This is a genomic window from Streptomyces sp. NPDC057287 (assembly GCF_042667905.1).
Lineage (GTDB): Bacteria > Actinomycetota > Actinomycetes > Streptomycetales > Streptomycetaceae > Streptomyces.
Map to the genome: position 1 here is coordinate 157,761 of NZ_JBHUYV010000011.1, position 12,469 is coordinate 170,229.

General features: G+C 71.1%; 12 protein-coding genes. 3 read left to right on the forward strand and 9 right to left on the reverse strand.

Annotated features, from left to right (window positions below; genetic code table 11):
- Window positions 1-21: 21 nt before the first annotated feature.
- Genes ACFUNE_RS22395 through ACFUNE_RS22405 form a run of 3 tightly spaced genes read right to left on the reverse strand, consistent with a single transcriptional unit; the run spans window position 22 to window position 1,680 of the window.
- Entirely contained in the window at window positions 22-513 is a 492-nt protein-coding gene (locus tag ACFUNE_RS22395) for a glutathione peroxidase (protein ID WP_383570709.1), read from the reverse strand.
- A gap of 31 nt (window positions 514-544) precedes the next feature.
- Window positions 545-1,084 carry a GNAT family N-acetyltransferase gene (locus tag ACFUNE_RS22400; protein WP_383570712.1) on the reverse strand — a complete coding sequence of 180 codons (540 nt, stop codon included), beginning with the start codon at window positions 1,082-1,084 and terminating at the stop codon, window positions 545-547.
- A gap of 20 nt (window positions 1,085-1,104) precedes the next feature.
- A complete protein-coding gene (locus ACFUNE_RS22405; RefSeq protein WP_383570715.1) occupies window positions 1,105-1,680 on the reverse strand; it encodes a helix-turn-helix domain-containing protein in 576 nt (191 codons plus the stop codon).
- A 135-nt stretch (window positions 1,681-1,815) separates the two neighbouring features.
- On the opposite strand from ACFUNE_RS22405, the gene ACFUNE_RS22410 reads away from it, so the two are divergent.
- Window positions 1,816-2,256 (forward strand): hypothetical protein, encoded by a 441-nt coding sequence (locus tag ACFUNE_RS22410; RefSeq protein ID WP_383570718.1) that lies wholly within the window; start codon window positions 1,816-1,818, stop codon window positions 2,254-2,256.
- Here the strand turns inward: ACFUNE_RS22410 and ACFUNE_RS22415 are convergent.
- The 3 genes from ACFUNE_RS22415 to ACFUNE_RS22425 form a co-directional block, all read right to left on the reverse strand.
- Window positions 2,210-3,544 (reverse strand): chloride channel protein, encoded by a 1,335-nt coding sequence (locus ACFUNE_RS22415; protein ID WP_383570721.1) that lies wholly within the window; start codon window positions 3,542-3,544, stop codon window positions 2,210-2,212. The genes ACFUNE_RS22410 and ACFUNE_RS22415 overlap by 47 nt on opposite strands.
- Before the next feature lie 130 nt (window positions 3,545-3,674).
- A complete protein-coding gene (locus ACFUNE_RS22420; RefSeq protein ID WP_383570724.1) occupies window positions 3,675-5,105 on the reverse strand; it encodes a DUF2252 domain-containing protein in 1,431 nt (476 codons plus the stop codon).
- Between the two features lie 115 nt (window positions 5,106-5,220).
- On the reverse strand, window positions 5,221-6,174 hold the full coding sequence (locus ACFUNE_RS22425) for a DUF389 domain-containing protein (protein ID WP_383570726.1): 954 nt from the start codon (window positions 6,172-6,174) through the stop codon (window positions 5,221-5,223).
- A gap of 87 nt (window positions 6,175-6,261) precedes the next feature.
- Here ACFUNE_RS22425 and ACFUNE_RS22430 point away from each other — a divergent pair, with 87 nt between their 5' ends.
- Window positions 6,262-8,076, forward strand: a complete 1,815-nt coding sequence (locus ACFUNE_RS22430) for a glycoside hydrolase family 15 protein (RefSeq protein WP_383570729.1) — start codon at window positions 6,262-6,264, stop codon at window positions 8,074-8,076.
- A 3-nt stretch (window positions 8,077-8,079) separates the two neighbouring features.
- On the opposite strand, the gene ACFUNE_RS22435 is transcribed toward ACFUNE_RS22430, so the two are convergent.
- Entirely contained in the window at window positions 8,080-8,742 is a 663-nt protein-coding gene (locus ACFUNE_RS22435) for a hypothetical protein (RefSeq protein ID WP_383571021.1), read from the reverse strand.
- Between the two features lie 57 nt (window positions 8,743-8,799).
- Here ACFUNE_RS22435 and ACFUNE_RS22440 point away from each other — a divergent pair, with 57 nt between their 5' ends.
- Entirely contained in the window at window positions 8,800-9,027 is a 228-nt protein-coding gene (locus tag ACFUNE_RS22440; protein WP_383570732.1) for a DUF6011 domain-containing protein, read from the forward strand.
- 11 nt (window positions 9,028-9,038) lie between these two features.
- On the opposite strand, the gene ACFUNE_RS22445 is transcribed toward ACFUNE_RS22440, so the two are convergent.
- Together ACFUNE_RS22445 and ACFUNE_RS22450 are read right to left on the reverse strand one after the other, a co-directional pair.
- On the reverse strand, window positions 9,039-9,914 hold the full coding sequence (locus ACFUNE_RS22445; protein ID WP_383570735.1) for an acyl-CoA thioesterase: 876 nt from the start codon (window positions 9,912-9,914) through the stop codon (window positions 9,039-9,041).
- A gap of 34 nt (window positions 9,915-9,948) precedes the next feature.
- The gene (locus ACFUNE_RS22450; RefSeq protein ID WP_383570738.1) at window positions 9,949-12,462 is read right to left on the reverse strand and encodes a DEAD/DEAH box helicase; all 2,514 of its coding nucleotides are present in this window, start codon (window positions 12,460-12,462) and stop codon (window positions 9,949-9,951) included.
- Window positions 12,463-12,469 lie beyond the last annotated feature (7 nt).

The following is a 12,469-nucleotide window of genomic DNA, read 5'->3' on the forward strand; positions in this document are numbered from 1 at the left end:
CGGTCCCGCGCGCCGTCGGCCCTAGTTCCGGGGCAGGTTGGCCTCGATCAGCGCGACGACCTCGGGGGCGTCCGGCTCGGTGCGGGGGCGGATCCGGGCGACCGGCTCGCCGGCGGGGGAGACCAGGAACTTCTCGAAGTTCCACTGGACGTCACCGGCCGCGCCCTCGGCGTCGTCGAGCTTCGTCAGCTCCGTGTACAGCGGGTGCCGGTTCTCGCCGTTGACGTCGATCTTCTCCAGGAGCGGGAAGCTGACGCCGTACGTCGTGGAGCAGAAGGTCTGGATCTCCTCGGCGGTACCCGGCTCCTGGCCCGCGAACTGGTTGCAGGGCACTCCGAGGACGGTGAACCCGCGGTCCCCGTACTCCTTCTGGAGCCTCTCCAGGCCGGCGTACTGCGGGGTGAGCCCGCACTTGGACGCGACGTTCACCAGCAGGACCGCCGAGCCCTCGTAGGCTCCCAGCGTGGTCGGCTCGCCGGTGAGCGTGCGGAGCGGGATGTCGTGCAGCGTCATGGGGTGTCTCCTCGGTAGCGTGGCGTCGTGCTCATTGTGACTGCCCCGCCCGAGGGGCGAGCGCCCGGTAGTAGAAGGTCGTCGCCCTGAGCGTGCCGTACGGGTCCGCCGCGTAGCTCGGGACGGAGCCGCAAGGAGTCCAGCCCGCGGAGCGGTACAGCCTCTCGGCGTCGCTTCCCGTCTCGGTGTCCAGGACCAGCAGGGTCAGCCCCTCGGCAGCCGCGAACTCCTCCACCGCCGTGAGCAGCGCGCGGCCGACTCCCCGCCCGCGGGCCGATGGCCTGACCATCAGCTTGGCGACCTCCGCGCGGTGGCGGGCGTTCGGCAGAGCCGTCCTGACCAGGGCGATCGTGCCCGCCACCCGTTCGTCGTCCCGGGCGATCCAGATCTGCTGGCTCCCCGTCTCGACCGCGGCGGCCCGTCCCCGCCACCAGTCCGCGGCCGCGGCCCGGTCCAGGGAGGCGAGAAAACCCACGGAGGACCCGCCCTCCACGGCCTCGACCAACAAGGCGGCGAGCTCATCGGCGTACGTGACCAGCTCGGGGCCGGACAAGGGGACGATCTCGGTCATGGAGCGGGGTCCTTTCACGTTCACGGCAGGACGATCATCAGTGCGTAGCGGACCCGTAGCGGGCCCGGGCAGCGGAAGTGGGAGGGCCCGCGCAGCCGGAAGCGCAGGCAGTCGCCCTCGTGCAGGGTGTGCACGGTGCTGTCGACGGTGATCTCGACGGTGCCTTCGAGCACCCAGATGTGCTGCTCCACGCCGGGCACCGGCGCGTCCTCGTACGCGATGTCCGCGCCCGGGTCGAGCGTGCCCTCGATGACCTCGGCGCGCAGCCCGGCGTGCGGCGGTGACACGGAGCGGCGCACGAAGCCGACGCGGTCGTCCCGCCACACCGGCTGACGCGCGGCGGGGACCAGCTGTGGGGGTTCCGCCTCCACCTCCATCAGCAGCCGGGACATCGTCCGCCCGTACACCGTGCACAGGTGCCCGAGCGCGGCGGTGGTGGGGCTCAACTCGCCCCGCTCCAGCCTGGACAGGGTCGAGCGGCTCACGCCGGTGCGGCGTGACAGCTCGTCCAGTGACCAGCCGCGCTCGGTGCGGAGCGCGGCCAGCCGCGCCGCCAGGCGGCCGTCGACGGTGTCCGACACTCCCTCTTCTCTCATATTCGGGATGCTATCCCATTTCTGAGAGGACGGCCAAGGTGGTCCGCATGCCGATCGGGTGATGACGTGTCAGGCTGATGGGTGAGATATGAGTCGTATTGCGGCTTGTATTGCACTGTGACCGAGGAGGCCGACATGGCTGGAAGCACGAGTGGGATGCGGACGGACCGCGACTCCGCCGGGGCCGGGGAGCGCAAAGCCGCTCCGTCCGGCTGGACCGTCTTCGCCGGTGTGATGATGATCTTCGGTGGCGCCATGGCGATCTTCGAGGGGATCTCCGCCATCGCCAAGGACGACCTGTTCGTCACGACCAGCAACTACGTCTTCCAGTTCAGCCTGACCGGCTGGGGCTGGGTACACCTCATTCTGGGCATCGTCGTCCTGGTCGCCGGCTGCGCAGTGTTCACCGGCGCGCTCTGGGCTCGCGGCGTCGGTGTCGTGCTCGCCGGACTCCTCGCACTCGCCAACTTCCTGTGGCTCCCGTACTACCCCCTCTGGTCCATCGTCCTCATCGCGATCAACGTCTTCGTCATCTGGGCGCTGTGCTCGGGGTCGCACCGGGACGCTCGAGTCTGAGCACCAGGACGTAGGAGACCACCACGGAGACGATCACGAGCGGCATGACGGTGATGCCCTCGGATCCCAGGAGCAGCGTGGCCAGCAGGGCCGACGTCATGGGCAGCCTGAGCATCGCCACGCACATGGCGCCGATGCCCATCGCGAAACCCGAGGTCGCGTTCAGGCCGGGCAGGTGCGACAGCACCAGCCCGGCCGCCGCTCCGAGGAACATCGACGGGAAGATCGGGCCACCCCTGAAGGCGCCAAGGGACGCGGAGTACGCGAGCGCCTTGCAGACGATCAGCACGAGGAGCGTGGCGACCGTGTACGTGGCGTCCTGTGCGAGCAGGCCGCCCAGGTCGTCCTGGCCCGAATACAGCACCTCGGACGCGTTCCTCCCCGTGCTCTCGGCGTAGAGGAGCGCGAGCACGCCGACGGTCAGGCCCATCGCCACCGTCGTCGTCAGCCGCCGCTGCTCCACCTGCGCCTGCAGCGACAGGGACAGCCGCTTGATACCGGTGCCCGCGAGAGCCGCCGCCACCCCCAGTGCGATCGCCCAGCCGAACTCGCCGAACGTGGGCTCGGGGGTGTGCGGCACGTGGGGGAGGGTCAGGGAGTACGTCCCCAGTCCGGTCCACGACCCCAGGCCGACGAAGATGAGCGACCCGATGCCGGAGGCGAGCAGCCCCGGTACGAGGACGAGACCCAGCGTCATCCCGGCGACTCCGGACGCCTCCATGAGCAGGAAGGCGCCGAGGAGCGGTGACCCCAGCAGCGCGCTCACCGCGGCGAAGCTGCCCGCCGCGGCCACCAGGGCACCCGCGCTCGGCGCGATGCCGGGCTTCATCAGCCGCGCCGCGTACACGGCGAGTCCGCCGCCCAGGGCGATGAGGGGGGCTTCGGGGCCGAGGACCGCGCCGAGCCCGAGGGACGCCAGGGCGGCGAGCGCGACCCCGGGAAGCTCCGCGGCCGTGGGTGCCCCCGTGTTCACGAACCCCTCGGCCGGCCTGTGCCCGCCCGTTCCGGGGAGGTGACGGATGGCCAGGCCGGTCAGCAGGCCGGCCACGGCCAGCAGCGGGACCGGCCACCACGAGGGTGTGCCGTGGAAGCCCAGCGCGCGGGGGAGGTCCTCGTAGGTCAGTTCCTGGATCTCGTGGACGAGCGCCAGGAAGCCGAACGCCGCGGCGGAGATGGGGACTCCGAGGATCGCGACCATGATCAGAAGCACCGCGTACCCCCGGGTCCGGATCACCGTGAGCGGATCCGGCGACTCCGTGCCGGGTGTACCGACCGGTTCGGCCGACATGGTCATGGTCTCCTCGGTGTCGGGTCCCGGCCGGGTCGTACCGCCCCGCCGGGGTCCTCACGGTGATACCACGATGCCCGGTTATGTCTGTGATGTACCCGCTGTCGAGGAGTGGTGAATCAGGTCCGGGCTACTTCCGCACCTCTTCGGCCGCCGGAAGCCGGCCCGCGGCCACCGCGTCGACGAGCGCCCGGTGGTCCCTCTCGTTCTGGTCCGCGTAGCGCTCGGCGAACGTCCCCAGCGCCCGGTCGAACACGTCGCTCCGGCCCAGATACGCCGCGATGGCGATGCGGTCACCGGACCGGGCGTGCGCGCGGGCCAGTGTCGACCCGCACAGCTCTCCGAAGGCCGCCATGCCCCGCGGCACCATCAGCTCCGGCTCGACGACACCCTTCCAGTCGCGCAGCTGCCGCACGTAGAAGTCCCGGCGCTTCCCGTCGAAGCCGTCCACCCGCTCCCAGCCCAGGAAGATGTCGCCGGCCGCCTGCATCAGGCGCTGGCCTGCCACCACCCGCCGGCCCTGGTTCCGGTAGGTGCTCGGCCCCGCGTGCGGTGCCAGGACCGAGGTGTCCGCCTCCTTGGCCTGGAGGAAGAGGGGGTCCTCGCCGTCCCTGCCCAGCAGCAGGATGATCCAGCAGCGCGTCCCGACGCTTCCCACGCCGACCACCTTGCGGGCCATGTCCACGGGCCGGAAGTCGGCGAGCAGGTCCCTGCGGTCCGTGGGGAGGCTGCGTCCGTAGCGGTGCAGAAGCCTCCGCAGCCGCCCCTCCGTCGCCAGGCGTTCCGCATCGGGCAGCAGGTCCGCGATCGGCACGACCAACGGAGGATCCGCCGCGATCCGGAGCCGGCCACCGGCCACCTCGGTCAGCTTGCCGAACGCCTGCAGGCTGTCCCTGGTACGGGCCTTCGCCGTCACCCTGGCCACCTGCCTGCGGCCCCGGGCGGCGAGCCGGTCGGTGGCCACGGTCCGGAGGCGGTCCGCATCGGTCTTGGTGTACCAGACGTCGAGATTGCGCATGCCCGCGAACCGGATCATCGACTCCCGGTACGACCGCACGGTCGCCCGCACGATGCGGGCCCGCTCCTTGTCCGTGAAGTCGTTGGCGCGCCCCGCGATGACGAGACTGGCGGCCAGCCGCTTGACGTCCCACTCCCAGGGGCCCGGCAGGGTCTCGTCGAAGTCGTTGATGTCGAACAGCAGGTTGCGCTCGGGCGAGGCGAGCAGCCTGAAGTTCATCAGATGGGCGTCCCCGCACAGCTGGGCCCTGATACCGGAGTGCGGCGTGCCCGCCAGGTCGGAGGCCATGATCGCCGCAGCGCCGCGGTAGAAGCGGAACGGGGACTCCGTCATGCGTCCGTACCGGATCGGGACGAGCTCCGGCAGCCTGGCCGCCGACTGGGTCTCCAGGAGCGCCAGCGGATCGGGACGGTCCGCCGACGGGGCGTACGCCTCATGGCTGGACCGGGAGGCCTGTTTGCGCGCCGCCTTGCCGAGCGCGGCCCGCTCCTGCGGTGTCGCGTCCGGCACGGCGCGGAGCGGTGAGGTGCGTTCCTGGGGCATGTCGGCCCTCCAAGCTGCGTGGGAGGCGGCCTGAGCGGCCTCCCTCCCATCATCCCGGGCAGGGCCGTTTCCGGCCGCTCGGCCCGCCCCCGGCGGCCACACGGGCCGGGTGGGCTCAGGCCCCGCCGTCCCGCGCCCCGCGGAGGCCCGCGCGCCGCCAGATCGCCCGCTGGCACCTGAGCGCGCCCGCGCCCACCACGATGAGGACCGTGATGTTGACGAGGAGCTGGATGAGGGACCCCCATGCCTCGGACCAGCTGGCGAAGGCCGTGGAGACGCTGATGGCCGCGGCCGCCGGGATGGTCGTGACGGAGATGAACACCCCGAGCAGAGCGCTCGTGCGGGCCTCGGTGAGCGACACGATGCCGACGACGGCGGCCAGGGCCGCGACGGCGAAGGAGAAGAAGTTCGGGGTGTTGATCAGGTCGGAGACCGGTCGCAGCCCGCGCTCGAACGCCTCCGACTGGAGGCCGAACCCGCGGATGAGCAGGCTGAACAGGAAGGTGACCGCGATCGTCAGCAGCAGGCCCGCGCACAGGGCGGACAGCCCTGTGCGGATCATGGTCCGGTCCCCCCTGTCGATGCCCAGGGCGACGGCGACGATCGCCCCGTACTCGGGGCCGACGACCATCGCCCCGACGATCAGGATCTGGGAATTGGTGACGATGCCGACGGAACCGATGAGACCCGCGATGACCAGGTAGAGGTAGAAGCTCGGCGCGTACCGCCCCTCCGAGCGGATGCGTGCCTCCACCTGCTCCCAGACCGGCGCGCCGGCCAGTGCCCCGAGTCTGCGCGTCGCCTCCTGCGAGGCGCGCCCCGAGAACGCCATGCCGACCTGGTCGATGGCGAGGGATCCGCGACGGTCGACCCCCAACTCCCGCAGGCCGCGCAGGAGCTCGTTGGCGGCCCCCGTCGGCACGTCGCACGAGACGGAGTCACCGTCGGGACGGCGTGCGGCCCCCCGCTGCACGATCAGGTTCAGGGCGTACGGGCTGCCGGAGAGGAGCTCCTCGACCCGCTCGGTGAGGTCCGGCGGGCTGACGGCGCGGACGTGGATCATGTCCACGCGGCACCTCCCCGAGGCTGGGGGAGCGGCAGAGGGGTGTTTGCCGGATAGTGGCCTTCTTGGGGATATGCCGGAGATTGGACGGTCATGGACCGATACCCTCCCATAGCGGCGCACGGTCTGGTGGGCGACCTGCAGACGGGTGCGCTGGTTTCGGCGGAGGGGGTCGTCGACTGGTTCACCGCGCCCCGGTTCGACTCCCCGAGCATCTTCGCCGCGCTGCTCGATCACGATCGCGGAGGCTTCTTCCGGCTGTCGTCCGACGATCCCGACTGTTCCCGGAGACAGCTCTACTACCCCGACACCGCCGTGCTCGTCACGCGTTTCATGTCGCCCGACGGGGTCGGCGAGGTGCTCGACTGGATGGGCCCGGTCACATCGGGCGCGGCGGCGGGCAGCCACACGCTGTTCCGGGCCGTGCGCGTGGTACGGGGCACCGTGCGGTTCTCGATGGAGTGCAGGCCGCGCTTCGACTACGGCCGTGCGTCCCACGCACTCGAACTCCACCAGCGGGGAGCCTCGTTCCGGTCGGCAGGTGCCACCGGCCACCTCAGCGCCAGCTTCCCCCTGGAGCGTGAGGGCGACGACGTACGGGGAGCGGTCACGCTGAAGTCGGGCGAGGTCGCGGCAGCCGTGTTCACCGCCTGCGGCGCGGACGAGCCCGCGCCGGCGCCCCCCACGGTCGACGGCGTCACCGAACAGCTCTGGGAGGCCGCCGACTTCTGGCAGAAGTGGCTGCGCACCTCCCGGTACCGGGGGCGGTGGTCGGACATGGTCAACCGCTCCGCCATCACCCTCAAGCTCCTCACCTACCACCCCACCGGTGCGCCGGTCGCCGCTGCGACCATGGGGCTGCCCGAGCAGGTGGGAGGCGAGCGCAACTGGGACTACCGCTACACCTGGGTCCGGGACGGAGCCCTGTCGGTGCGGGCCCTGCTTGACCTGGGCTTCGTGGAGGAGGCCACCGCGTTCACCCACTGGCTCGGTGCCCGCCTCGGGGACCTGGACATCGACGGCGAGGCCCTGCAGATCATGTACCGCGTCGACGGGGAGCCCCTGCTGACGGAGGAGCTCCTCGGGCACCTGGAGGGCTACCGGGGATCGCACCCCGTACGGCTCGGCAACGCCGCCTCCGGTCAGCTCCAGCTCGACATCTACGGTGAGGCCATGTACGCGCTGTCGGAAGGGCGCGAGGTCGGCGTGCAGGCCGGTTACCGGGGATGGAAGAAGGTCTCCCGGGTGCTGGACTGGCTCGCGGACTCCTGGGACCGCCCGGACGAGGGCATCTGGGAGACCCGCGGCGGGCGCAAGGACTTCACGTACAGCCGGGTGATGTGCTGGGCGGCCTTCGACCGCGGGCTGCGCCTCGCCTCCGCCTTCAGCAGGCCTGCCGACACGGCGCGCTGGACCCGGGCCAGGGACACCATCCTGGAACAGGTCATGGAACGCGGCTGGAGCGACCGGGAACAGGCGTACGTCCAGCACTACGGAGGCCATGTCCTGGACGCGTCGCTCCTGCTGATGCCCCGGGTGGGCTTCCTGGCGCCCAAGGACCCGGGCTGGCTGTCCACCCTGGACGCGATCGACAGGACCCTCGTCTCCGACAGCCTCGTCTACCGCTACGACCCCGCGGCGTCCCCGGACGGCCTGCGCGGCTCGGAGGGCACGTTCAGCCTCTGCACGTTCCTCTACGTCGACGCCCTGGCCCGCGCCGGGCGCCTGAGGCCGGCCCGGTACATGTTCGAGAAGATGCTCACGTACGCCAACCACGTCGGCCTCTTCGCCGAGGAGATCGGCCCCAGCGGGGAGCAACTCGGCAACTTCCCCCAGGCGTTCACACACCTGTCCCTCATCACCGCGGCCCGGACCCTCGACGAGGCACTCGACCGGCAGCGGGACTGACCGTCAGTCCTTCGTGTCGTCCCACTCCGTACCGAGCAGCGGGCTGTCGAACGTACGCACCACGGCCAGGAGCGCCGCGGCCAGCCGCCGGTCGTACCCCTGCGCGTGCACGAGCAGGGCGTCGTCCTTCGACCTGAACTCCAGCGGCGCCTCCCTGCCGGCACGCCACACGATGCGTCGGGGCCCGCGCGCCGCGTCACCGTCACCGCCGAGCAGGCTCAGCACGACGATCAGCGTCTGCAGGGGAACGAGCAGCCACCACACACCCCACCAGAGGATCCGCCCCTTGAGGCCCACCGCCTCCCGGCCGCCCGCCGGCGTCACCGTCCAGCGGGTCCGCAGCCCCCTGCCCCAGAACGCCTTCTCCCGGACGACCGTGCCGATGAGCTCGCCGTGCGCCCCGAGCACCTGGTATGTCGCGACACCGCCCGCGGCCGACACGGTCACCAGGGTGGCCAGCCGCTCCCGCCGGTGCTCGTCCGCCCACAGGACGAAGGAGCGCGCGCCGCCGCCCCGCGCCGCACGGTAGGCGGATATCCCGCCCGGAGGCAGCTCTCGTTCCACGTACGCCGTCACGGGGCCGGGCTCCGGGCCGTCCGCGCACCGCACCAGGCGGGCGACCGGAGCCGGCCCCTGGCCCCGGGGCGCGGGTTCCATCCTCAGCACGGTGCTCAACCGCAGGTCTCCTTCGTCATCGCCGTACCCGCTTGAGAGGATCCATGCGTGGAGTCCCCCGAGCCCTTCCCAGAATTCCCCGGACCGCCGGCCGAGCCGGTCCCGCCCTCCGGCCGTCGTCCGGTGCGCTGCGCGCTGTGCGGGCGCCCCCTCACCGGCTCGGAGTCACGCCGTGCCGGACTCGGCCCCGCCTGCGACGCGAAACTGCATCCGCCGGGGCCGGACATCCGGAGCCGCCGCCACGAGGTGGACCAGGACCCGCTCCCGGGCACCTGACCCGTCGGCGGCTACGCGCCGCCGAGCCGGCGGAACAGCCCCTCCTGCACCACGGACACGAGCAACTGCCCCTGGCGGTCGTAGATCCGCCCCCGGGCCAGCCCGCGGCCGCCCGTGGCGATCGGCGACTCCTGGTCGTAGAGGAACCACTCGTCCGCGCGGAACGGCCGGTGGAACCACATCGCGTGGTCCAGCGAGGCCATGTCGAAGCCCCGCGGCCCCCACAGCGGCTCGACCGGGATCCGTACCGCGTCCAGCAGCGTCATGTCACTCGCGTACGTCAGCGCGCACGTGTGGACGAGCGGGTCGTCGCCCAGCGGGCCGACCGCGCGCATCCACACCGCGCTCCGCGGGTCCGCGTCCTTGATCTCCTCCTTCGTCCAGCGCAGCCGGTCGACGTAGCGGATGTCGAAGGGCTGGCGCCGGGCCATCCGCTCCAGCGCCTCCGGCAGGCCGCCCAGGTGCTCACGCACCTCGTCGGCGACGGTCGGCAGCTCCTCCGGATCCGGCACGACACGGGCCGGCGGCAGCTGGTGCTCGAAGCCGGCCTCCTCCGGACGGTGGAAGGACGCCGTCAGGTTGAAGATGGTCCGGCCCTGCTGCACGGCCGTGACCCGGCGCGTGGTGAAGGACCGGCCGTCCCTCACCCGCTCCACGTCGTACACGATCGGCACGCCCGGACGGCCCGGACGCAGGAAGTACGCGTGCAGCGAGTGCACGGGACGGTCCCCGTCCGTGGTGCGGCCGGCCGCGACCAGTGCCTGGCCCGCGACCTGCCCTCCGAAGACCCGTTGCAGGGACTCCTCGGGGCTGCGGCCGCGGAAGATGTTGACCTCGATCCGCTCCAGGTCGAGCAAGTCGACCAGGCTGTCGGCGGGGTTCGTCATGCGGTTCTTCTCCACTCTCCTGGCCGGCGCGCCGTCACAGCTGGCCCACGGCCGTGACCCGGACGACCGCCCGGCCCTCCTCGTCGGAGGCCGCGAGATCGACCTCCGCACGAATTCCCCAGTCGTGGTCCCCCGCGGGGTCGGCGAAGGCCTGCCAGACCCGCCACAGACCGTGCTCGGGGTCCTCGTCGATCTTCAGCAGCTTCGGGCCCCGCGCGTCCGGGCCCGTGCCAAGGTCCTCGTGCGCGTCCCAGTAGGCATCCATCGCCTCGCCCCAGGCGTCCTCGTCCCAGCCCGCGTCGCCGTCCAGCTCGCCCAGATCGCGGACCCGGTCCAGGGCGGCCAGCTCCACCCGCCGGAACATCGCGTTGCGCACCAGGACACGGAAGGCGCGGGCGTTGGCCGTCACCGGCTTGACCTCGTCGGCCCGCTCCTGTGCCTGCTCGGCGGTCTCCACCTCGGGGTTGGCCAGCTGCTCCCACTCGTCCAGCAGACTGGAGTCCACCTGGCGCACCATCTCGCCCAGCCAGGCGATCAGGTCCTCCAGATCCTCGGACTTCAGGTCGTCCGGGATGGTGTGCTCGAACGCCTTGTACGCGCTCGCCAGATAGCGCAGCACGATGCCCTCGGTGCGGGCCAGCTCGTAGTTCGAGGTGAACTCCGTGAAGGTCATGGCCCGTTCGTACATGTCGCGGATCACGGACTTCGGCGACACCGGGTGGTCGCCGACCCACGGGTGGCTGGTCCGGTACACGTCGTAGGCGTGCCAGAGCAGCTCGCTGAGCGGCTTCGGATACGTGACCTCCTGGAGCCGCTCCATGCGCTCCTCGTACTCGACGCCGTCCGCCTTCATCTGCCCGACGGCCTCGCCCCGCGCCTTGTTCTGCTGGGCGGCCAGGATCTGACGCGGGTCGTCGAGCGTCGACTCGACGACGGACACCATGTCCAGGGCGTACGACGGGGATTCGACGTCCAGCAGGTCGAAGGCGGCCAGCGCGAACGTGGACAGCGGCTGGTTGAGCGCGAAGTTCTGCTGGAGATCGACCGTGAGCCGTACGATCCGCCCCTCGGCGTCGGGCGTGTCGAGCTGCTCCACCACACCGCCGTCGAGCAGCGAGCGGTAGATCGCGATGGCGCGGCGGATGTGCCGGAGCTGGGCACGGCGCGGCTCGTGGTTGTCCTCGAGCAGGTGCCGCATCGCGTCGAAGGCGTTGCCCGGCCGGGCGATCACCGAGAGCAGCATCGTGTGCGTGACCCGGAAACGCGAGGTCAGAGGCTCCGGCTCCGAGGTGATCAGCTTGTCGAAGGTGGTCTCCGACCAGGCGACGAAGCCCTCGGGGGCCTTCTTGCGGACCACCTTGCGCTTCTTCTTGGGGTCGTCGCCCGCCTTCTTGACGGCCTTCTCGTTCTCGATGACGTGCTCGGGGGCCTGTGCGACGACGAAGCCCGCCGTGTCGAAACCCGCCCGGCCGGCGCGGCCGGCGATCTGGTGGAACTCACGCGCGCGCAGGGTGCGCACCCGGGTGCCGTCGTACTTGGTGAGCGCGGTGAACAGCACGGTGCGGATGGGGACGTTGACGCCTACGCCGAGGGTGTCCGTACCGCAGATCACCTTCAGGAGGCCCGCCTGGGCGAGCTTCTCGACGAGACGGCGGTACTTCGGGAGCATGCCGGCGTGGTGCACCCCGATCCCGTGCCGCACGTAGCGGGAGAGGTTCTGGCCGAACTTGGTGGTGAAGCGGAAGCTGCCGATCAGGTCGGCGATCTTCTCCTTCTCCTCCTTCGAGCACATGTTGATGCTCATCAGCGACTGGGCCCGCTCCACCGCCGCGGCCTGCGTGAAGTGCACGATGTAGACGGGCGACTGCCGGGTGTCCAGGAGCTCGGTGAGCGTCTCCGTGATCGGCGTCAGCCGGTACTCGTAACTGAGCGGGACCGGACGCGTCGCCGAGCGCACGACGGAGGTGGGACGGCCGGTGCGGCGGGTCAGATCCTCCTCGAACATCTTGACGTCACCGAGCGTCGCCGACATCAGGACGAACTGGGCCTGCGGCAGCTCCAGGATCGGGATCTGCCAGGCCCAGCCGCGGTCGGGCTCCGCGTAGAAGTGGAACTCGTCCATCACGACCTGGCCGATGTCGGCGTACTTGCCGTCACGCAGCGCGATCGAGGCGAGCACCTCGGCGGTGCAGCAGATGACCGGGGCGTCGGCGTTGACCGAGGCGTCGCCGGTCAGCATGCCGACGTTCTCCGTGCCGAAGAGCTTGCACAGGTCGAAGAACTTCTCCGAGACCAGCGCCTTGATCGGCGCGGTGTAGAACGTGACCTTGTCCTGGGCCAGCGCCGTGAAGTGCGCACCCGCCGCGACCAGGCTCTTCCCGGATCCCGTGGGGGTGGAAAGGATCACGTTCGCCCCGGAGACCACCTCGATCAGCGCCTCCTCCTGAGCCGGATAGAGGGTGATGCCCTGCGATTCGGTCCATGACGAGAAGGACTCGAAGAGGGCGTCCGGGTCGGCGGTCGGGGGGAGCTGATCGATAAGGGTCACGCCCCCA

Coding starts and splice junctions, on each gene's coding strand:
- ACFUNE_RS22420 (WP_383570724.1), bottom strand. CDS start 5,105: ATGCCCCAGGAACGCACCTCACCGCTCCGCGCCGTGCCGGACGCGACA.
- ACFUNE_RS22430 (WP_383570729.1), top strand. CDS start 6,262: ATGGACCGATACCCTCCCATAGCGGCGCACGGTCTGGTGGGCGACCTG.
- ACFUNE_RS22415 (WP_383570721.1), bottom strand. CDS start 3,544: ATGTCGGCCGAACCGGTCGGTACACCCGGCACGGAGTCGCCGGATCCG.
- ACFUNE_RS22445 (WP_383570735.1), bottom strand. CDS start 9,914: ATGACGAACCCCGCCGACAGCCTGGTCGACTTGCTCGACCTGGAGCGG.
- ACFUNE_RS22405 (WP_383570715.1), bottom strand. CDS start 1,680: ATGAGAGAAGAGGGAGTGTCGGACACCGTCGACGGCCGCCTGGCGGCG.
- ACFUNE_RS22395 (WP_383570709.1), bottom strand. CDS start 513: ATGACGCTGCACGACATCCCGCTCCGCACGCTCACCGGCGAGCCGACC.
- ACFUNE_RS22410 (WP_383570718.1), top strand. CDS start 1,816: ATGGCTGGAAGCACGAGTGGGATGCGGACGGACCGCGACTCCGCCGGG.
- ACFUNE_RS22400 (WP_383570712.1), bottom strand. CDS start 1,084: ATGACCGAGATCGTCCCCTTGTCCGGCCCCGAGCTGGTCACGTACGCC.